At 64.9% G+C, this 20,573-nt stretch carries 19 protein-coding genes and 1 pseudogene; 5 read left to right on the forward strand and 15 right to left on the reverse strand.

Features of this window, described 5'->3' with window-relative positions:
- Window positions 1-35: 35 nt before the first annotated feature.
- The 10 genes and pseudogenes from ACK4FJ_RS02395 to ACK4FJ_RS02440 form a co-directional block, all read right to left on the reverse strand.
- On the reverse strand, window positions 36-1,433 hold the full coding sequence (locus ACK4FJ_RS02395) for an NAD(P)(+) transhydrogenase (Re/Si-specific) subunit beta (protein ID WP_409763462.1): 1,398 nt from the start codon (window positions 1,431-1,433) through the stop codon (window positions 36-38).
- A 13-nt stretch (window positions 1,434-1,446) separates the two neighbouring features.
- Window positions 1,447-1,713, reverse strand: a pseudogene (locus ACK4FJ_RS02400) (NAD(P) transhydrogenase subunit alpha); the annotation flags it as partial.
- A gap of 36 nt (window positions 1,714-1,749) precedes the next feature.
- Window positions 1,750-2,901, reverse strand: coding sequence for a Re/Si-specific NAD(P)(+) transhydrogenase subunit alpha (locus ACK4FJ_RS02405; protein WP_409763465.1), 1,152 nt, complete (start codon window positions 2,899-2,901; stop codon window positions 1,750-1,752).
- 76 nt (window positions 2,902-2,977) lie between these two features.
- Window positions 2,978-3,118, reverse strand: coding sequence for an aa3-type cytochrome c oxidase subunit IV (locus ACK4FJ_RS02410; protein ID WP_409763468.1), 141 nt, complete (start codon window positions 3,116-3,118; stop codon window positions 2,978-2,980).
- A gap of 103 nt (window positions 3,119-3,221) precedes the next feature.
- On the reverse strand, window positions 3,222-4,295 hold the full coding sequence (locus tag ACK4FJ_RS02415; protein WP_409763471.1) for a putative metalloprotease CJM1_0395 family protein: 1,074 nt from the start codon (window positions 4,293-4,295) through the stop codon (window positions 3,222-3,224).
- A gap of 51 nt (window positions 4,296-4,346) precedes the next feature.
- Window positions 4,347-5,693: an ABC1 kinase family protein gene (locus tag ACK4FJ_RS02420; protein WP_409763474.1), complete on the reverse strand. Its 1,347-nt coding sequence runs from the start codon at window positions 5,691-5,693 to the stop codon at window positions 4,347-4,349.
- A gap of 5 nt (window positions 5,694-5,698) precedes the next feature.
- Complete coding sequence (locus ACK4FJ_RS02425; RefSeq protein WP_409763477.1) at window positions 5,699-7,498, reverse strand: M3 family oligoendopeptidase; 1,800 nt, start codon at window positions 7,496-7,498, stop codon at window positions 5,699-5,701.
- A gap of 80 nt (window positions 7,499-7,578) precedes the next feature.
- A complete protein-coding gene (locus ACK4FJ_RS02430; RefSeq protein WP_409763480.1) occupies window positions 7,579-8,019 on the reverse strand; it encodes a PaaI family thioesterase in 441 nt (146 codons plus the stop codon).
- Window positions 8,016-8,531 carry a PaaI family thioesterase gene (locus ACK4FJ_RS02435; RefSeq protein ID WP_409763483.1) on the reverse strand — a complete coding sequence of 172 codons (516 nt, stop codon included), beginning with the start codon at window positions 8,529-8,531 and terminating at the stop codon, window positions 8,016-8,018. Before ACK4FJ_RS02435 ends, ACK4FJ_RS02430 begins: the two co-directional genes overlap by 4 nt.
- Window positions 8,532-8,539: 8 nt before the next feature.
- Complete coding sequence (locus ACK4FJ_RS02440) at window positions 8,540-9,523, reverse strand: NAD-dependent epimerase (RefSeq protein WP_409763486.1); 984 nt, start codon at window positions 9,521-9,523, stop codon at window positions 8,540-8,542.
- Between the two features lie 186 nt (window positions 9,524-9,709).
- Here ACK4FJ_RS02440 and ACK4FJ_RS02445 point away from each other — a divergent pair, with 186 nt between their 5' ends.
- Both ACK4FJ_RS02445 and ACK4FJ_RS02450 read left to right on the forward strand, forming a co-directional pair.
- Entirely contained in the window at window positions 9,710-13,210 is a 3,501-nt protein-coding gene (locus tag ACK4FJ_RS02445) for an indolepyruvate ferredoxin oxidoreductase family protein (RefSeq protein WP_409763489.1), read from the forward strand.
- Window positions 13,211-13,331: 121 nt separating this feature from the next.
- Window positions 13,332-14,195: an alpha/beta fold hydrolase gene (locus tag ACK4FJ_RS02450; protein ID WP_409763492.1), complete on the forward strand. Its 864-nt coding sequence runs from the start codon at window positions 13,332-13,334 to the stop codon at window positions 14,193-14,195.
- Between the two features lie 7 nt (window positions 14,196-14,202).
- Here the strand turns inward: ACK4FJ_RS02450 and ACK4FJ_RS02455 are convergent, their stop codons facing one another.
- The 5 genes from ACK4FJ_RS02455 to ACK4FJ_RS02475 form a co-directional block, all read right to left on the reverse strand.
- A complete protein-coding gene (locus tag ACK4FJ_RS02455) occupies window positions 14,203-14,589 on the reverse strand; it encodes a hypothetical protein (RefSeq protein ID WP_409763495.1) in 387 nt (128 codons plus the stop codon).
- Window positions 14,590-14,594: 5 nt separating this feature from the next.
- Window positions 14,595-14,882 carry a DUF2312 domain-containing protein gene (locus ACK4FJ_RS02460; protein WP_409763498.1) on the reverse strand — a complete coding sequence of 96 codons (288 nt, stop codon included), beginning with the start codon at window positions 14,880-14,882 and terminating at the stop codon, window positions 14,595-14,597.
- Between the two features lie 125 nt (window positions 14,883-15,007).
- Window positions 15,008-15,322: a DUF1244 domain-containing protein gene (locus ACK4FJ_RS02465; protein WP_409763501.1), complete on the reverse strand. Its 315-nt coding sequence runs from the start codon at window positions 15,320-15,322 to the stop codon at window positions 15,008-15,010.
- Between the two features lie 9 nt (window positions 15,323-15,331).
- Window positions 15,332-16,474 (reverse strand): carboxylate-amine ligase, encoded by a 1,143-nt coding sequence (locus ACK4FJ_RS02470; protein ID WP_409763504.1) that lies wholly within the window; start codon window positions 16,472-16,474, stop codon window positions 15,332-15,334.
- A gap of 22 nt (window positions 16,475-16,496) precedes the next feature.
- The gene (locus ACK4FJ_RS02475) at window positions 16,497-17,294 is read right to left on the reverse strand and encodes an N-formylglutamate amidohydrolase (protein ID WP_409763507.1); all 798 of its coding nucleotides are present in this window, start codon (window positions 17,292-17,294) and stop codon (window positions 16,497-16,499) included.
- Between the two features lie 122 nt (window positions 17,295-17,416).
- Between ACK4FJ_RS02475 and ACK4FJ_RS02480 the strand changes: the two genes are divergently transcribed.
- The 3 genes from ACK4FJ_RS02480 to ACK4FJ_RS02490 are packed head-to-tail and all read left to right on the forward strand — an operon-like array spanning window position 17,417 to window position 20,561.
- On the forward strand, window positions 17,417-18,694 hold the full coding sequence (locus tag ACK4FJ_RS02480) for a ferredoxin-NADP reductase (RefSeq protein ID WP_409763510.1): 1,278 nt from the start codon (window positions 17,417-17,419) through the stop codon (window positions 18,692-18,694).
- Window positions 18,694-19,344, forward strand: a complete 651-nt coding sequence (locus tag ACK4FJ_RS02485) for a glutathione S-transferase family protein (RefSeq protein WP_409763513.1) — start codon at window positions 18,694-18,696, stop codon at window positions 19,342-19,344. Before ACK4FJ_RS02480 ends, ACK4FJ_RS02485 begins: the two co-directional genes overlap by 1 nt.
- The gene (locus ACK4FJ_RS02490; RefSeq protein ID WP_409763516.1) at window positions 19,344-20,561 is read left to right on the forward strand and encodes an MFS transporter; all 1,218 of its coding nucleotides are present in this window, start codon (window positions 19,344-19,346) and stop codon (window positions 20,559-20,561) included. The genes ACK4FJ_RS02485 and ACK4FJ_RS02490 overlap by 1 nt, the downstream gene beginning before the upstream one ends.
- Window positions 20,562-20,573 lie beyond the last annotated feature (12 nt).

The raw sequence follows: 20,573 nt of genomic DNA on the forward strand, positions 1-20,573 counted from the left end.
GTCTGAATACAATATCGCCGAGGATCGGCGGGCTTTTAGAGGCCCTTCACGATGTCCTCGACCATCTTCTTGGCGTCGGCCAGTAACATCATCGTGTTGTCCTTGTAGAACAGCTCGTTGTCGATGCCGGCATAACCCGATGCCATCGAGCGTTTCACGAACAACACGGTCTTGGCCTTGTCGACGTCGAGGATCGGCATGCCGAAGATCGGGCTTTTCGGGTCGTCGCGCGCGGCCGGGTTGGTCACGTCGTTTGCACCGATCACGAAGGCGACGTCGGCGGTCTGGAATTCGGAGTTGATCTCCTCCAGCTCGAACACCTCGTCATAGGGCACGTTGGCCTCGGCCAGCAGCACGTTCATGTGCCCCGGCATGCGGCCCGCCACTGGATGGATGGCGTATTTCACTTCCACGCCCTCCTCCTTCAGCTTGTCGCCCATCTCGCGCAGGGCATGTTGGGCCTGGCTGACCGCCATGCCGTAACCCGGCACGATGATCACCTTGCCGGCATTCTTCATGATGAAGGCGGCATCGTCGGCCGAACCCTTCTTGTAGGCGCGGTCGACCTTCTGGCCGCCGGCGGCCGCAGATGTGTCGCCGCCGAAGCCGCCGAGGATCACGTTGAACAGCGAGCGGTTCATGCCCTTGCACATGATGTAGGACAGGATCGCGCCCGAGGAGCCGACCAGCGCGCCGGTGACGATCAGCGCCGGGTTCTGCAGCGTGAAGCCGATGCCGGCCGCCGCCCAGCCCGAATAGCTGTTCAGCATCGAGACGACGACAGGCATGTCGGCGCCGCCGATGGGGATGATGATGGTGAAGCCGACGATCAGCGCCAGCAGCGTGACGGCCCAGAACAGCTCGCGGCTGGGATTCATGCAGAAGGCCACGATCAGGCCCAGGATCACCAGGCCGATCAGGGCGTTCAGCATATGCTGGCCCTTGAAGATCACCGGGCTGCCCGACACCAGGCCCTGCAGCTTGGCGAAGGCCACCAGCGAGCCGGAGAAGGTGATGATGCCGATCACCACGCCGAGCGACATCTCGATGCGCGCGGCGACCGTGATCTGGCCGGCGGCATTGAGGATGCCGTAGGGGGCGGGATTGTAGAAGGCGGCGGCAGCCACCAGCACGGCGGCGAGGCCGACGAGGCTGTGCATGGCGGCGACCAGCTGCGGCATCGCCGTCATCTGGATGCGGCGGGCCAGCACGGTGCCGACGGAACCGCCGATGAGCAGCGCGACCAGCACCCAGACGATGGTGCCGGACAGATCGCCCAGATTGGCAATGGTGGTCAGCACGGCGATGCCCATGCCGGTCATGCCATAGATATTGCCCTTGCGGCTGGTCTCAGGCGACGACAGGCCGCGCAGGGCCAGGATGAACAGGACGGAGCTGACGAGGTAGAGCAGCGCGGTCAGTTGGATCGGCATGGCGCGGCCCCTCTCACTTCTTTTCTTTTTTCTTGTACATCGCCAGCATGCGCTGGGTGACCAGGAAGCCGCCGAAGATGTTGACGGCGGCCAGCGCGATGGCGATCAGGCCGAAGATCTTCGAGGCATCGAAGGTGGCCGAGGCACCGGCGGCGATCAGCGCACCGACGATGATGACCGAGGAAATCGCATTGGTGACGCTCATCAGCGGCGTGTGCAGGGCGGGCGTCACGCTCCAGACCACGTAATAGCCGACGAAGCAGGCCAGCACGAAGATCGAGAGCAGCGAGAAGAAGGAATAGACTTCGGCCATGGCTCAGGCCCCCTCTTTCAGCATGGGATGGATCACGGCGCCGTCGCGCGTCAGGCAGGTGCCAGAAACCGTCTCGTCCTCGGGGTTGAACTTGAAGGTCTTGCCGTCCTTGTCCCAATGCGGGGACAGGAAGTTCCACAGGTTCTTGGCATAAAGGTTGGAGGCATCGACCGGCACGCGGCTGGGATAGTTGGTGTAGCCCACCACCTTCACGCCGTTGACCACCACCACTTCGTCGGGTTTCGACAGCGGGCAGTTGCCGCCGGATTCCACCGCCAGGTCGATGATCACCGAACCGGGCCGCATACTCTTCACCATCTCTTCCGTCACCAGCACCGGCGCGGGACGGCCGGGAATCAGGGCGGTGGTGATGACGATATCCTGCTTCTTCACCGTCTCGGCCACCAGAGCGGCCTGCTTGGCCTTGTACTCGGCCGACATTTCCTTGGCGTAGCCGCCCGCGGTCTGCGAGGCGCGGGCCTCTTCGTCATCGACCCAGACGAACTTGCCGCCGAGGCTTTCCACCTGTTCCTTGGTGGCCGGGCGCACATCGGTGGCCGAGACCACGGCGCCGAGGCGCTTGGCGGTGGCAATCGCCTGCAGGCCGGCAACGCCGACGCCCATCACGAAGACGCGGGCCGGCGCGATGGTGCCGGCCGAGGTCATCATCATCGGGAAGGCGCGCCCGAAATGGCTGGCCGCATCCAGCACCGACTTGTAGCCGGCGAGGTTGGACTGCGAGGAGAGGATGTCCATCGACTGCGCGCGGGTGATACGCGGCATCAGTTCCATGGCAAAGGCATTCACGCCGGCAGCGGCATAGGCCTTCACCTGATCGCGCTGCTGCAACGCCTGAAGCCCGGCGACGAGGATGGCACCTTTTTTCAGCAGGGCCAGTTCGTCATTGCCTTCGGCCGCCGTCATCGGTCGCTGCACCTTCAGCACCATGTCGGCATCGGCCAGCGCGGACTTCGCATCCGGCGCGATCTGCGCGCCCATGGCGGTGTAATGCTCGTCGAGGATATCGGCAGCCAAGCCGGCGCCGGTCTCGATCACGACGCTGCAGCCAAGGCCCACGAATTTCTTCACGGTCTCAGGCGAGGCGGCGACGCGCTTCTCGCCGGGCCGGCGCTCCTTCGGAATGGCAATTTTCATGGCAGAACTCCCCCCTGTACTCGTAAACCGACGGCTTCAATACGAGAGCGGCGCCCGAAGGCGCCGCCGGGCCGGTTCAGACCAGGAAGATCGCCATGAGGATGAGCAGGACCACAATGGCAACCGTGCCCCAGGTCGTCATCTTCATGAAGGCACCCCAGGCCGCCTTGTGCTGGCTGATGTCCATGGTGCCCATCTGATGCTGTTCACTCGCCATGATACCCTCTGCATGGTTTAGGGATTGAATCGACGGGGATATTACGCTGGCCCCAGAAGCCGGCACAACCCTTCACCAGCCTGGCGGGCCGCCTCTCGCGGCGTCAGGCCACCAAGCCGACCAGCCGGCCGATCTCGCGGCTGGCGCGGGCAGCTTCAGCGGCAGGGGCATAAGCCTGTGCCGCCCTTGCGGCAGGGCCGTCGCGGCCGGACTGGCCTGCGTCAGACTGGCCTGCGTCAGACTGGCCTGAACCAGACTGGCCGCCAGACGACTGGCCGAAGGCTGCCGGAGCCGCCCCATCGGCAGCCCCCTCTTCCTGCGCCTGGCCCGGCAGGGCCGGCGCGTTGGCCGCGGCCTCTTCCCGTTCGGCGGCGGCGGCTTCCTGCTCGGCACGCTTTTCCTCGCGAATCTGCGCCAGGGCCTGCAGCCGGAGTTGCTGGGCCGCCGCGGCCACGGCGCGGTCGGCGCCGGATGGATCGGCCGGAGCCAGGGCGGCGGCGGCCACCTGGGCCGCCTTCTGCAGGGTGGCCTCGGGATCGCTTTCCGCGCCGATATCGATGGGAACCTCGCCGGCCACCGCATAAAGCTGGCCGTCGGGCCCGCGGGTGTAACTGTAGGATGGTGCGCCGGCATACTGGCCGCCGACGGCAGCGTGGGCGCGTTCATGGGCGCGCACCTTGGCGTCGATCTGCTTGAGCTTGGCGACCTGCTGCTTTTCCTCCTCGCTCAGCTCGCCCGCCGTTTTGGCGCCGCCGGAGGCCTGGCTGCCGGATGCTTCGCTGCCCTGGATGTCCGCTTCCTGCGCGGTGAGCAGCGTGGCGCCGCTGGCCAGAGCCGAGCCGCCGCCGGGCCGCAGCGTGATGACATTGCTGCTTTCCGCGCCGCCGCTGCCCGGCACCGGACGCGGCGGTTCGCCCTGCCGGCGGTTCTGCGCCTGCTGCGGTTCGCCGCCGCCGAGAATCTTCAGACCGGGGAATTGCGCCTGCATCTGCGCCTTCAGCGCGGCACCATGCACGCTGCATTCCAGCGACTGGCACACAGCGCTGCCGTCGCTGGCCAGGCTTTGCGGCGTGGCCACGCTGAAACTGCCGGCACTCCCGTAACTGGATATCGAGCCCGGCGAAAAGGACGACAAACCGCCGATCATGCGCCCCGACTGCCGTGATGCGGCCCCCATGGGCCACGAAACATTATTTCAGGGGCATTTTCGACCCGAAGCGGCCCGGCCTCAAGCGATTTCTGCCGGCAATCCCGCAATCTTGAGCGCGGCCTTCTGGCGTTTTTCCATGGCCTTCACGTCGAAATCGGCGATCAGGTCGTGGAACAGGCGGTGCCAGTTGATCTCGGCCTTCAGATGCAGGAACACCCCGCCCAGGCCGATGGCGGCACGGTCCATGAAGACGAATTCGCGCGGCGGCGTCACGCCGCCCAGCTCCTTCAGCTTGCGATGCACCTGCTCGGCCACCTCGCGGCCGTAGAGGCCCGACGATTCCATTTCCTGGATGCGGCGCGGGCGGTCTTCCAGCAGCGGCGCGTAGACGAACTCGGCCCAGAGGTTGAGCGTGTCGATCACCTCGTTGGACAGACCGGTGAAACCCCAGGTCTCGTAGGCATGCACGGCGAGGTCGCGGTCGTTGCCCGAGATGGCGCGGTAGAGATCGATCACGCCGCCGACGAAGCGCGAGGGGAAGATGCGCACGCAGCCGAAATCCAGCAGGTTGATGCCGAGATCGTCGCGCACCGTGTAATTGCCCAGATGCGGGTCGCCATGAATCACGCCGCATTGATAAAACGGCACATACCAGGCGCGGAACAGGTTCATCGCAATCGTGTTGCGGGTTTCCTGCGGCGCATCGGCGTAATCGAGCAACCGGCGGCCGTCCAGCCAGGTCATCGAGAGCAGGCGCTTCGTGCTCAGCTCTGGCAGCACCGCGGGTACATGAACATTGGCCTCGCCCTTCAGCATCTCTGCATAGAGCCGCATATGCAGCGCCTCGCGCTCGTAATCCAGTTCCTCGCGCAGGCGGGCGGCGATCTCAGCATGGATATGCGTGGTGTCGATGGCGGCATCCATGCGGCGGTAGATGGCGAAGATCAGCTTGAGCTGCCGCAGGTCGGCCTCCACGGCCGAGGCCATGTCGGGATATTGCAGCTTCACGGCAAGCGCGCGGCCGTCCTTCGATGTCGCGCGATGCACCTGGCCCAGGCTGGCGGCGGCAGCGGCACTGAGCTCGAAGCTGCCGAATTTCGCCTGCCATTGCGGCCCGAGTTCGGCCACCATGCGGCGCTTCACGAAGGCCGGGCCCATGGCCGGCGCGTTGGCCTGCAGCTGGGTCAGTTCCTGCACGTATTCCTTGGGCAGCGCGTCCGGAATGGTGGACATGATCTGCGCCACCTTCATCAGCGGGCCTTTCAGGCCGCCCAGAGCCGCGCGCAGTTCGGCCGCATGTTTGCCGCGGTCGAGCTTCACGCCCAGCATGCGTTCGGCACCCAGCTTTGCCGCCAGGCCGCCGACCGAGGCGCCCACCTTCGCGTAGCGGCGGACGCGGCCGAGCGTGCTGTCTTCCTCGGCCATATGAATCAGTCCAGCTTTTCCAGCTCGTCGATGAAGCCTTCGATCACACCCAGGCCCTTCGACCAGAAGGCCGGATCGGCGGCGTCCAGCCCGAAGGGCGCCAGCAGCTCCTTGTGCCGCAGCGTGCCGCCGGCCTTCAGCATGGCGAAGTATTTCTCCTGGAAGCCCTGCTCCGCATCCTGGTAGCGCGCATAGAGCGCGTTCACCAGGCAGTCGCCGAAGGCATAGGCGTAGACGTAGAAGGGCGAATGGACGAAATGCGGGATGTAGCACCAGAAGCTGCTGTAATCGGCGTCGAATTTCAGCGCCGGACCCAGGCTTTCCTTCTGCACGCCCATCCAGATCTCGCCCAGCCGGTCGGGCGTCAATTCGCCCGCGCGGCGCGCTTCATGCACCTGGCGTTCGAACTTGAAGAAGGCGATCTGGCGCACGACCGTATTCAGCATGTCCTCGACCTTGGAGGCCAGCATGATCTTGCGGCGCTCGGGCCCGGCGGCATCCAGCAGGGCGCGGAAGGTGAGCTGTTCGCCGAACACCGAAGCCGTCTCGGCAAGCGTCAGCGGCGTGTCGGCCATCAGCGGACCCTGCTCGGCGGCCAGCAGCTGATGCACGCCATGGCCCAGTTCATGCGCCAGCGTCATCACGTCGCGCGTGCGGCCCTGGTAGTTCAGCAGCAGATACGGATGCGCGCTCGGCACCGTGGGATGAGCGAAGGCGCCCGAGGCCTTACCCGGCCGCGCCGGTGCATCGATCCAGGCATTGTCGAAGAATTTTTTGCCCAGATCGGCCAACTGCGGCGAGAAGCGGCCATAGGCTTTCAGTACGATGTCGCGCGCCTCGTCCCAGCCGATGGCACGGTCGTGATCCTCGGGCAAAGGCGCGTTGCGATCCCACCAGGGCAGCTTCTTCACGCCCATCCACCGCGCCTTCAGCTTGTAGTAACGGTGCGAGAGTTTCGGATAGGCGGCGGTGACGGCATCGGTCAGCGCGTTCACCACCTCGGGCTCGACGCAATTGGAGAGATGCCGATAGGCCTCCGGCGTCGGATATTTGCGCCAGCGATCCTCGACTTCCTTGTCCTTGGCCAGCGTGTTGGTGATCAGCGCGAACAACCGGATATTCTGTTTGAACACCTTGGCCAGAACCTTGGCCGCCTTCCTGCGCGTGGCGGCATCCTTGTCGGACAGCTTGTGCAGCACCTGCTCGGCGGTGAGCTGGTCCTTGCCCCACGGGAAACGCAGCCCGGCCATGGTTTCGTCGAACAGGCGGTTCCAGGCGGCGCGGCCGGCAACGGCCTTTTCATGCAGCAGGCGCTCCAGTTCGTCGTCGAGCTGGTGATCGCGGAACAGCCGCAGGTCGCGCAGCCACGGCCGGTAATGCGACAGTTTCGCCGACTGGGCATATTTCTGCTCCAGCGCGGCGTCTCCCAGGCGGTTCAGCTCCAGCGTCAGGAAGAGCAGCCTGGTGGTGATGTCGTTCAGCTTCTCCTGCATGTCCTGGTAAAAGCCGGCGATCTTCGCATCGGCCATGTCGCCGGCATAAGCCAGCGAGGCGAAGGAATACATGCGGCCGATCAGGTCCTGCAGGGATTCGTATTCGGCGATCACGGCGGCCAGGTCGTCGCCCGACAGGCCGGCAATCTTTCCCTTGCCCTGCTGTTCCAGCCGAGCCGCGCGCTCGGCCACGGCGGCGAGGTCGCGCTGGAGTTCGGCGGAGTCCAAGCCAGGATACAGGTCGCTCAGGTCCCAGGTCGGCAGATGACCCAGGTCGTTGGCGGCGGATGCGGCGGTGGCAGGGGAAGCCATGCGTGAAATCCTCATTTCTTGTAATCGCTATAATATATGGGAAGCACCGGCTGGTTTGACCAGCCCATGCAAAAACGCGCTTAACCCAGCAGGAAATGGGCGTGGGCAGCAGCCACCGGCTTGGCCGGGTCTTCCTGCCAGGCTTCGGCGCGCACATTGGCGATGCGGCGGCCATGCTTGGTGATCACGGCGCGGGCAAAGGTTTCCACCGGGCGGGCCGACCGCAAATAATCCACCTGCAGGTCGATGATCTTCGGAATCGTGTCGGTCTCGGCCGACCAGATCAGCTGCACGATGGCGGCCGATTCCAGCAGCGCACCGACCACGCCGCCATGCAGAGCCGGCAGGCGCGAATTGCCGATCAGCTTGGGATCGGCCGGCAGCACGCAGAGCGGATTGCCCGCAGCATCCTCGCGCATGGTGAGGCCGAGGAAACGGAAATACGGAATGGCCTGCAGGAAACCGGAAATGTCGCGATGTTCGCGGGCGTTCCGGATCAGAGCTTCGAGATCCATGGTCATGCCACACCACCCGGGATTTTGGTTCCCTTGGGCAACGGCGGCTTGTCGGAAGAACCGATCATGAAGGCGCCCACGCAGTTGGCCACCAGGTCATCGGGTGCTTCCGGGTGATAGGCGCGGGCGCGCACGAAAGCGATCGAACGGGTCAGCTTGTAGCATTCTGCCGTGGCATGAAGTTCCTTCTGCGCCACCGCCGGCTTGAGATAGTCGATACGTAGATCCAGCGTGGCGATGGCCTGCAGCTTGGCCATGGCCGAAAACACCGCCATGCCGCAGACGGTATCGACCAGCGAGGTGACGACGCCGCCATGCAGCACGCCATGCACCGGATCGCCGACCAGATCGGGATTATACGGCAGCGCAAGCGTGACCGCCTTGCGCGAGACGGCGACCACCTTCACCCCCAGGGCCGCGCAATGCGGAATGCCGGCGACGATCATCGCCTCGACAACCTTGGGATCGACGCCTTCCGGATCGATCTGCGGGGCCTGGATGTCTGGCTGCTCGCTCATCGGCGATCCTACCCCACCATGTTGTGATAACGACGATACCAGTCGACGAAGCGCGGGATGCCCACATCGATCGGCGTGCTGGGTTTGAAGCCGGTATCGCGCTGGATGGCCGAGATATCGGCATAGGTGGCCTTCACATCGCCATCCTGCATGGGCAGGAACTGCTTCTCGGCCTTGCGGCCGACCGCCTGTTCGATCAGCTCGATCATGCGCAGCAGCGGTTCCGGCTTGTTGTTACCGATATTGTAGATGCGATAGGGCCGGCCGTGCTCGTTCGGCGGCGCCGGATAATCCAGCGTCTTCACGATGCCATCGACGATGTCGTCGATATAGGTGAAGTCGCGCTGCATGTCGCCGTTGTTGAACACCTGGATCGGCCGACCCTCGAAGATCGCCTTGGTGAAGATGAACATCGCCATGTCGGGCCGACCCCAGGGCCCGTAGACGGTGAAGAAGCGCAGGCCGGTCTGCGGGAAACCGAACAGATGCGCATAGGCGTGGCTGATCAGTTCGTCGGCTTTCTTGGTGGCGGCATACAGCGAGACCGGCGAATCGACCCGGTCCTCGACGGCGAAGGGCAGCTTGGTGTTGCCGCCATAGACCGAGGAGGACGAGGCGTAGACCAGATGCTCGCATTTGGGCAGATGCCGGCAGAGTTCCAGCATCACCGTATGGCCAAGCAGATTGGCGCGAATATAGGCGTAGGGATTCACCAGCGAGTAGCGCACGCCGGCCTGGGCAGCCAGATGGACGACGCGCCGGATATCGGCACCGGCAGTCGCCTGCTGCACCGCATCAACGTCGGCGATGTCGATCTGGAAAAATTTGAACCCTTTCCGGCCCTGCAATTGTTCGAGTCGTGCGCGCTTGAGTGCCGGGTCGTAATAATCGTTCAGATTATCCAGACCAATCACCTCATCGCCGCGCGCCAACAACGCTTGTGCAACATGAAACCCGATGAAGCCGGCGACACCGGTGAGCAGAATGGCCATGACGATCCTGGCACAATGAATGTGGGGTGGATTGACTACCTCGGGGTATCTACCAGAATCACTTGAAAGAGCAACCGGCCCGGCTTTTTCACAGCCGCTTCGGTTTTCTCTCGACCGGGCATGGTGACCGCCCTATAATTAGGTAAGTAATGCTGACCTAATTCGGTTAGCGGGAGGAGAAACCGGATGCTGGCGAATGTCACGCTGGACGACAAATACACGCTGGAACGCGGCCGCGTCTTCCTGACCGGAACGCAGGCGCTGGTTCGCCTGCCGATGCTGCAGCGGAAACGCGATCTGGCGGCCGGCCTGAACACGGCCTGCTTCATCTCCGGCTATCGCGGCTCGCCGCTTGGCCTGTTCGACCAGCAACTCTGGCGCGCCCGCAAATTCCTCAAGGACAATCACATCCAGTTTCAGCCCGGCGTAAACGAGGACCTGGCCGCCACGGCGGTATGGGGCAGCCAGCAGCTCAACCTGTTCCCCAAGGCGAAATACGACGGCGTTTTCGGCATCTGGTACGGCAAGGGCCCCGGCGTCGACCGCTCGATGGACGTGTTCAAGCATGCCAATTCCGCCGGCACGTCGAAGCATGGCGGCGTGCTGGCGCTCTGCGGCGACGACCATGGCGCAGCCTCCTCCACCGTGGCGCATCAGTCCGAACACATGATGATGGCCGCGATGATGCCGATGCTGCATCCGGCCAACGTGCAGGAATTCCTCGATTATGGCCTGCTGGGCTGGGCCATGTCGCGCTATTCGGGCCTGTGGGTCGGCTTCAAATGCCAGACCGAGACGGTGGAAAGCTCGGCCAGCGTTTCCATCGACCCGGAGCGGTTGCAGATCGCCTACCCGACCGATTTCCAGATGCCGCCGGGCGGCCTCAACATCCGCTGGCCCGATGCGATCCTGGAGCAGGAAGACCGGCTGCAGCGCCACAAGGCCTATGCCGCACTGGCATTCGCGCGCGCCAACAAGATCGACCGTGTGGTGATCGACAGCCCACGTCCGCGCCTTGGCATCATCACCACCGGCAAGTCGTATCTGGACGTGCGCCAGGCGATGGACGACCTGGGCATCACGGAAGAGATGGCCGCCGATATGGGCATCCGCCTCTATAAGGTGGGCATGGTCTGGCCGCTGGAGCGCGAAGGTGCGCGGCAGTTCGCCGAGGGTCTGGAGGAAGTGATCGTCGTCGAGGAAAAGCGCGCGGTCATCGAAAACCAGCTGAAGGAACAGCTTTACAACTGGCGCGAGGACGTGCGTCCGCGCGTGGTGGGCAAGTTCGACGCTGAAGGCAACTGGCTGCTGCCTTCGGCCGGTGAGATATCCCCGGCGATTGTCGCCAAGGCGCTGTATACCTGGCTCAAGCGCTACGGCACCAATTCGCGCATCGAGGAACGCATCGCCTTCATCGAGCAGAAGGATAAGGAGCGCGCCGCCAGCAGCATCGGCAAGACTCAGCGCCAGCCCTATTTCTGCTCGGGCTGCCCGCACAACACCTCCACCCGCGTGCCGGAAGGCAGCCGCGCGGTGGCCGGCATCGGCTGCCATTTCATGTCGCTGTGGATGGACCGCTCGACGGCCACCTTCACCCAGATGGGCGGCGAAGGCACGCCCTGGATCGGCCAGGCGCCGTTCAGCGACGACAAGCATATCTTCGCCAACCTGGGCGATGGCACCTACTACCATTCGGGCCTGCTGGCCCTGCGCGCCTCGGTCGCGGCCAAGGTGAACATCACTTACAAGATTCTGTATAACGACGCCGTGGCGATGACCGGCGGCCAGCCGCATGACGGCCCGCTGACCCCGCCGCAGATCAGCATGCAGGTCTACGGCGAGGGCGTGCGCAAGATCGTCGTCGTCACCGACGAGCCGGACAAGTATCCGGTCGGCACCGAATGGGCGCCGGGCGTGACCATCCGCCACCGCGACGAGCTGGATGCCGTGCAGCGCGAGCTGCGCGAGATCGAAGGCTGCACCGTGCTGATCTACGACCAGACCTGTGCCGCCGAGAAGCGCCGCCGCCGCAAGCGCGGCACCTTCCCCGACCCCGACAAGCGCGTATTCATCAACGAAGCGGTCTGCGAGGGTTGCGGCGACTGTTCGGTGAAATCCAACTGCGTCTCGGTTGAGCCGCTGGAAACCGAACTGGGCCGCAAGCGCAAGATCAACCAGTCGTCCTGCAACAAGGATTTCTCCTGCGTGAAGGGCTTCTGCCCCAGCTTCGTCACCGTGCATGGCGGCAAGGTGAAGCGCGCCAAGGTGAAGCTGCAGCAGGGCCCGAGCGACAATGACGTGGACGGCCTGTTCGCCGGCCTGAAGGCGCCGGAAGTCGCGCCGCTGGACCAGCCCTACAACATCCTGATCACCGGCATCGGCGGCACCGGCGTGGTGACCATCGGCCAGATTCTGGGCATGGCTGCACATATCGCAGGCTATGGCACCAGCGTGCTGGATTTCACCGGCCTGGCGCAGAAGAACGGCGCGGTGCTCAGCCACGTCCGCATCGCCAGGAATCCCGACGACATCCATGCCGTGCGCGTGGCGGCCGGCGGCGCCAACCTGGTGCTGGGCTGCGACATGGTGGTGGCCGCGGGAGACGCCGCGCTGGAGAAGATGCAGAAAGGCGCCACCCGCGCGCTGATCAACACGCATCTCACCCCCACCGCCGCCTTCCAGCTCAATCCGAATCTGCAACTGGACGACAACCAGATGGTGCAGGCGATCCGCAATGCGGCCGGCGAGAACCTGTCGGAATTCGTGGAAGCCACCCGCATCGCCACCGTGCTGATGGGCGACGCCATCGCCACCAACATGTTCATGCTCGGCTATGCCGTGCAGCGCGGCCTGATCCCGGTATCGCTGGATGCCCTGCTGAAAGCCATCGAACTGAACGGCACCGCCATCGACGCCAACATCCGCGCGCTGAACTGGGGCCGGCTATATGCCCAGGACCCCAAGGCAGTGGACGACATCGCCCGGCCGACCTTAAGCGCCATCGAGCCGAAGGCGTTCGCGAAAACGGTGGACGAGTTGCTGGCCGACCGCGTGCCGCGGCTGACCGCCTGGCAGAATGCCGCCTATGCCGAACGCTACAAGGCGCTGGTGGACAAGGCCCGTCATGCCGAGGCGAACCGCGCCAAGGGCATGACCGGTTTTGCCGAAGCCGTGGCGCGCTATGCCTACAAGCTGATGGCCTACAAGGACGAATACGAGGTGGCGCGGCTTTATTCCGACGGCGAGTTCCTTAGGAAGCTGAACGCGCAGTTCGACGGCGATTTCCGCCTGAGCTTCCATCTGGCGCCGCCGCTGCTCAATCCGCCCGACCCGGAAACCGGCATCGCGCAGAAGAAGGAATTCGGCCCGTGGATGTTCCGCGCCTTCGGCCTGCTGGCCAAATTCAAGTTCCTGCGCGGCACGGCGTTTGACATCTTCGGCCGCACTGAGGAACGCCGCACCGAGCGCCAGCTGATCGCCGATTACTTCACGCTGATCGAGGAGCTGTGCGACAAGCTCTCGACCGACAATCATGCGCTGGCCGTGCAGCTGGCCAAGATTCCGGAAGAGATTCGCGGCTATGGCCATGTGAAGGTGAAGCATCTGGCGGCGGCGAAGGAGAAGGAAGCCAAACTGCTGGCCACCTTCCGCGCCCCCACCGCGCCGCTGGCCACCGCGGCGGAGTAAAAAACCTCGTCATGGCCGGCCTTGTGCCGGCCATCCACGCCTTAATTCCCTAACGGCATGACGCTGCGTTACGACCAGAAAGGTAATTGCGGAGCGCTGCGCATCGTGGCTTGATCGCGCCATGACTGCCCTTTCCGCCTCGGCCGAAACCATCCGCCTGCAGCGCCATGACGGCACCAGCTTTGCCGTGCATATCCATCCGGCCGCAGATGCGAAGGCGCCGGCCATTCTGATCCAGCCGGCGATGGGCATGCAGATCGGCTATTACGCGCCGCTCCTGCAGGCCCTGCAGCAGGCAGGCTTTAATGCCGCCATTGCCGAGCTGCGCGGCCATGAGGAAAGCGGCGGACGCAAGCCGGGCTGGGGTTACGATTTCGGCTATCATGAACTGCTGACCGAGGACTGGCCGCTGGCGATCAAAACCGTGAAGGCGCGGTTTCCGAACACGCCCTTCTACCTGCTGGGCCACAGCCTGGGCGCGCAGGTCAGCAGTATCTATGCAGCCCACCATCCACAGCAGCTCGATGGCCTGATCCTGATCGCCTGCTCATCCGTGCACTGGAAACTGTGGCCGAAAGCCTTCCTGGCCTACAGCCAGATGGTGCCGCTGGTGGCGCGCGTGGTGGGCCATTTCCCCGGCCACCGCTTCCGCTTCGCCGGGCGCGAGGCACGCACATTGATGGCCGACTGGGCGCGACAGGCGCGCACCGGGCGTTTCATGTTCGGCCGGCCGCGCGTCGACCACGACCGCCATCTGGCGGACTTGGCGCTGCCGGTGCTGGGCATCTCGCTGCATGGCGATTTCTTCGCGCCGAAACACGCGATGGACGGACTCTTAAGCAAATTTCCCAAGGCGCAGCTGACGCGCCATCACCTCGACCCCAAGGCGATGGGCTTCCAGGGCATCGATCATTTCCGCTGGGTGCGCAAGCCCGAGATCGTGATGCCGAAGGTGACGGAGTGGCTGAAGGCGCGGCACGGCTGACGCCGGCCTAGCGCCCCTCGTAGCATTTCACGCGGGTGACTTCGCCGCTGTCGGTCTCGGTGCTTTTTTCGCGGTAGATTTCCATGGTGCCGCGATTCCGCAGCCGGCATTCGCCGATCGGAAACCAGGTGGATTTCACCTGTACGATGATGAATTCGTTCGCCCCCAGGCGATCCGGCGCGCAATAGCGATTCACCTCGCGCGGCTTGGCGATCACGGTGGAATTCACCCGGCCTTCGCGGCGGATGTTGATCGGCCAGTTATACTGCGTGAGGTTGGCGATGCTGACGCAGGCCTGGGCGTCGTCGGTGATCGGCCGCTGCGGCTGGGCGGCAAGGTCGCTACAGAAGAGCAGCGCGGCCAGACCTGCCATGACGCCGGTTTGGCCGCGCATGCGGTTTACTCCGCAGCTTCGGCGTCGGCGCTGCCGTTGATCTGCATGCCAAGCGCGTCCATGTAGATTTCCAGCAGGCTTTCCTGCTCGGCCAGTTCGGCGCGGTCCAGCTTGCGCAGCTTGATCACCTGACGGAGAATCTTGGTGTCGAAGCCATGCGCCTTGGCCTCGGCATAGACCTCGCGGATATCGTCGGCCAGCGCCTTCTTCTCTTCCTCAAGCCGCTCGATACGAGCGACGATCTGGTTGAGCTGGTCGGCCGAGAAGTTGCCGGAAATCAGTTTGGTGGCCATGGGTGACCTCGAATAAAAGCGGTGTTGGGTTGGGCGCGGATTATAGCCGCCAGCATCCTGCCGCCTACCGCCACCCCGAAGTTATCCACAGGAATGCACCATCCGTGGATAACTCGGATTTATCCCTAGTGCTTATGGGCCTTGATCGCCTCGGAAAAAGCCTTCTGCTGGTCGGCCGAGGCTTCCTTCTGGTATTTCGCCTGCCATTCCGGATAGGGCATGCCGTAGACGATCTCGCGGGCCGCCATCTTGTCGATGTCGATTCCCTTGGCCTTGGCGGCGTCCTGGTACCAGTTGCTCAGGCAGTTGCGACAGAAGCCGGCCAGGTTCATCAGGTCGATATTCTGCACATCGGTGCGGCCGCGCAGATGTTCGACCAGGCGGCGGAAGGCGGCAGCTTCCAGTTCGGTCTGCGTCTTGGGATCGATCTTGTCGGTCATATCGGCCTCCTAATCCGGGATGGCAAAATTCACGGTCTCGGCCATCAGCCAGTCCACCACGGCCTTCAGCGCCGCGGGCTTGTCCATGCCAGCATGTAATGCATCGCGGTAGACTTGCAACTGCCGCTGCGCCGAGGTGCCGCGCCTGAGGATGCCGCGCGCCCGCTCCACCTCGGCCAGGCAGCCGAGATGGACCGCCTCTTCCCGCGTCAGTTCGATCAGTTCCTCCAGCAGGGCCGCATAGGGCACCGCCTCGCCCTTGCCGAAATCGACCAGACTGCCGGCGATGCCATAGCGCTGGGCCAGCCAGCGATTCTCGTCGATGAGCGTGTTGGCATAGATGCGCCAGCGCTGGTTCTTCTGTTTCAGCCGCAGCAGCGCGGCGAGCAGGCACAGATACAGCGCCGCCACGCTCAGGCCGTCGTCCAGCCGGGTGCAGACATCGGTGACGCGCAGCTCCAGCGTCGGGTAACGCGCCGAGGGACGGATATCCCACCACAGCTTGCTGGCATCCTCGATCAGGCCGGCCTGCTTCAGGCGGTTCACCAACCGCTGGTATTCGCCCCAGGTTTCCAGGCGTTCGGGCAGGCCGGTGCGCGGCAGGCTGTCGAATACCGAGAGGCGATAGGATTGTAGGCCGCTTTCCTCGCCCTGCCAGAAGGGCGAGGAGGTGGAGAGCGCCAGCAGATGCGGCAGGAAATAGCTGACCTGGTTCATCAGGTCGATGCGCAGGTCCTCGTCGGCGATGCCCACATGCACATGCAGGCCGCAGATGATCAGCCGCCGCGCCACGCCGGCCAGATCTTTCGCCAGCCGGTCGTAGCGCTCCTTGTCGGTGTGGCGCTGGTCGCTCCATTTGGCGAAGGGATGCGTGGAGGCGGCAATCGGCGCCAGCCCGTGGCGCGCGGCCACTTCCGAAATGCCGCCGCGCAGACGCACCAGATCGGCGCGCGCCTCACCCAGGTTGCGGCAGACCTTGGTGGAAATCTCGATCTGGCATTGCAGGAATTCGGGATGCACCTGGCCGCCGGCGATGGCCTCGCATTCGGCCAGCACGGCGGCCGGCGGCTCGACCGCCAATGCACCAGTGGTGCGTTCCACCAGCAGATGCTCTTCCTCGATGCCGATGGTGAAATCGCCGGCGCTGAACATGAAATCCCCCGTTACCCGAAACTCAAGCCGCACTGGTGGCGGCCGCCATCAGTCCCGCATCAACCAGCATGCGACGGAAACAGCGTTCCAGGCGCACCGCCCAAGCCCTGGCTCCCGCCTCGTCGCTCACCAGATCCTGCCGCACCTCGATCATCACGTGGTGCAGGCCGCGATTCTGGCCATGTTCGAAAATCGAATAGCCGGCATGGCGCCGGCCGCTATAGGGCTCGTTGTCGCCCACCACAAGGTCGCCCTCGTCGCGCAGTGCCCGCAGCAAAGGCTGGGCCAGGCGGCCGTCGCGATCCCAGACCACGCCGATATGCCAGGGCCGGTCCTCGCCTTTCACGCGCAGGCGCGGCGTGAAGCTGTGAATCGACAGCAGCGCCGGCACCGGGCCACGTTCGCCGGCCGCCTCGATCTGTTGGGCGATGGCGGCGTGATAGGGCCGGAAATACGCCGCCCGACGGCGCTCGCGTTCCGCCTCGTCCAGATCGCGGTTGCCCGGCACCACGGTGCCGTCGCTCACCTCGCAGATCAGGGTGGGATCGTCGGGCCGTCGGTTGCAGTCGATCACCAGCCGCGACACGCCGGCCAGCACCGCCGGCGCATCCAGGCTCTGTGCCAGGCATTCGGTGATGATCGCCGTGCCGGGATCCCAGCCGATATGACGGACACGCTCATCGTCCGGCAGGCCGAGATTGCCCAGGCCGGGCGGCACGATGCAGCTGGCATGGTCGCAGATCAGCACCAGCGGCGCGCGGCCCTGCGGATTGACGATGCGATGACTCGGAGGTTCGGCGGCTTGTTCGGGATTGGGCATGATGGAGGGTCAGGGGAAGCCGGGGCGGCTGGACCGGGAGTATAGCGGCCGGATTTGCATAAGATGGTCAGGCTGCACTAAGGTTGCGGCGACATTTGGGCAACCATAGCTGAAATAATCCCGTGCTGCATCATATCGCCATCGTCGGCAGCGGTCCGTCCGGCCTGTTCTGCGCCGACGCCCTGCTGCGCCAGAAACCCGAGCTGAAAATCGATGTCTTCGACCGGCTCGCCACCCCCTATGGCCTGGTGCGCTTCGGCGTCGCCCCCGACCACCAGGGCACCAAGGCGGTGACCCGGCAGTTCGACCGGCTGTTCGGCAATCCCAACCTGCGCTTCCTGGGCAATATCGCGGTCGGCCGCGACCTGCCGCTGGCCGAGCTGACCGCCCATTACGATGCCGTGATCCTGGCCCTGGGCGCCCATGCCGACCGGCCGCTGGACATCCCGGGCGAGGACCTGCCGGGCCGTTATGGCTCGATGGCCTTCGTCGGCTGGTATAACGGCCATCCGGACTTCCGCAGCCTCAATCCCCTGCTGGATCGGCCGGGCGCAGCCGTGATCGGCATGGGCAATGTGGCTATCGACATCGTGCGCGTGCTGGGCAAGACCCCGGCCGAGATGGCGAGCAGCGACCTGACCGCCCATGCCGCCGAGGCCATTGCCAGGGCGCCGCTGACCGACCTTTACATCCTGGGCCGCCGCGGCCCGGTGGAAGCCAGCTTCACCAGCGCCGAACTGGCCGAGCTGGGCCGGCTGGAGCGCGTGCGTCCGGTGGTGAACAAGGCAGACCTGCCAGAGGCACTTCCGGCCGACATCGATCCGAACGAGGCGAAGGTGAAGGAAAAGAACCTGAGCCTGCTGCATGAATTCGCCGCCCGCACGGATGACAAGCCGATCAGGCTGCATTTCCTGTTCCATGCCGCGCCCGAGGCTTTGCTGGGCAACGGCCGTGTCGAGCACCTCAAGATCAAGGGCATCGAAAAAGCGCTGGATGTGGGTGCCGCGATCAGCGCCATCGGCTATCGCACCGCCACCGAAGGCGACCTGCCGCAGGCCGATGCGCGCGGCGTGCTGGCCAACGAGTCGGGCCGCATCGCGCCAGGCCTGTATGTGGTGGGTTGGGCCAAGCGCGGCCCGAGCGGCACGATCCCGACCAACCGCGCCGAGGCGAAAGCCGTGGCCGACCTGGTGCTGGCCGATTTCGCGAATGACACCGCGCCGGCCAAACCCGGCAGCCTGGAACTGGACAAGCGCATCGCCGCCCGTGGCGCCGCCGTGATCGACTGGGCAGGTTGGAAGCGCATCGAGGCGGCCGAAACCGCCGGCGCCAGACCCGGCAGCCCGCGCGCCAAGCTGGCCGACTGGGACGACCTGCACCGCACGGCACTGGTGCTGTGATGAAGCTCTACAATATCCCCGCCTCGCCGTTTGCCGCCCGCGTGCGCATCCTGCTGCGCGCCAAGGGACAGGACATGGAGCTGCTGACGCCGCCCGCGCCGGCCGAGTTCCGCCAGATCACGCCGCTGGGCAAGGTGCCGGCCCTGGTGCGCGATGACGGCAGCGTGCTGCCGGAATCGGAAGTGATCTGCCATTACCTGGACGACACCCTGCCCGGCCCGAAACTCTATCCGGTCGACACCGATGCCCGCACGGCCTGCGAACTGATCGTCCGGCTGGCGGATCTGTATTTCGCGGTAGCCTTGAGCGATTTCTTCACCCAGCTGTTCACCGCGCCCGATGACCGCACCGCCATGCAGGCGATCATCCCCGATATCGCACGTGGCCTGAAATACCTGGACCTGTATGTGGGCGGGGACGGTTTCGCCGCCGCCGGACGCTTCACCCATGCCGATTGCGCCCTGCCGCCGATGCTGTTCTATGCCGGCGGCATGCTCTCGGCCGTAGCGGGCGACGACCTGCTGGCCAAACGGCCACGCCTGTCGGCCTACTGGCAGGCGATCCAGCAGCAACCGGTGGTGCTGGCCGTGCTGGAGGAAATGCGGCAGGCGCTGAAGAAATACCAGAGTAAGCTGCAGGCGGCACAGTAATGGCCGAGACCGGCCTGGTTAGTTCTGCACCATTACCGGTCTGGCCGGTGCTGGCCGCCACCACCTCCACCCAGTCCATCACCACGCTCTCCGCCCTTGCACTTTCGGCCGTGGCACCGAAGGCCGCGGCCGACCTCGGTATCGGCCCGGCTCTGGTCGGCTATCAGGTCAGCCTGGTCTATACCGGCGCGGTGGTCACTTCGCTGATCGGCGGCGGCTTCGTGCGCCGGCTGGGCGCCACGCGGGCCAGCCAGATCGCGCTGTGGCTGGCCATGGCCGGCTGCCTGCTGTCGGCATTCGGAACCCTGCCGGCGCTGGCGATTGGTGCGCTGGTGATCGGGCTGGGCTATGGCTGCACCAATCCCGGCGCCTCGCACCTTCTGTCGCGCACGCGCAGCGGCGCGCATATGAACCTGATATTTTCGATCAAACAATGCGGCGTGCCGATCGGCGGCATTCTCGCCGGCCTGCTGATCCCGCCCATCACGCTGCTGCTGCACTGGCAGGCCGGCCTAGCATTCTGTGCTTTGCTGGCGCTTGGTCTGAGCATCGCGCTGCAGAAGGCGCGGATGCATTGGGATGCCGACCGCCAGACGGATGCCGCGCTGTTCGTTTCGCCGCTGGCCGGCCTGTCGCTGATCTGGACGCATCCTATCCTGCGCTGGCTGGCGCTGTGCTCTTTCGCCTATTCCGCCGTGCAGCTGAGCCTGACCGGCCTGCTGGTGACCTACCTGGTCGCGGAAGTCGGCCTCGATCTGGTGCTGGCCGGCAGCCTGATGGCGGTGGCGCAGACCGCGGGTGCCGCCGGCCGCCTGGGCTGGGGCTGGCTGGCCGACCGGCTGAAATCGGGTTCGAAAGTGCTGATTATCAACGGTGCCATCGCCATTATCGCCGCCATCGGCACGGCGCTGATCGACGCGCAATGGCATATCGGGCTGATCGCCGCCGTTGTAGCCGTGTTCGGCTTCTGCGCCATCGGCTGGAACGGCGTGTTCATGGCGGTGATCGCACGCCAAGCGCCGGCCGGCAGCATCGGCCTGGCCACCGGCGCCACGCTCAGCATCACCTTCGCCGGCGTGGTGGTCGGCCCGTCGGCTTTCGCCTGGCTGCACGACCATGCCGGGCTTTCGTATTCCGGCGGCTACCTGCTGATGGCCTTCGTCACCCTGCTGGGTGCCTTGTGCATGGTGATTGCGCGTCGAGGCCTGCGCGCTTAAGCCGGCCCCGAC

The sequence above is a fragment of the Ferrovibrio sp. genome (assembly GCF_046297595.1).
GTDB lineage: Bacteria > Pseudomonadota > Alphaproteobacteria > Ferrovibrionales > Ferrovibrionaceae > Ferrovibrio.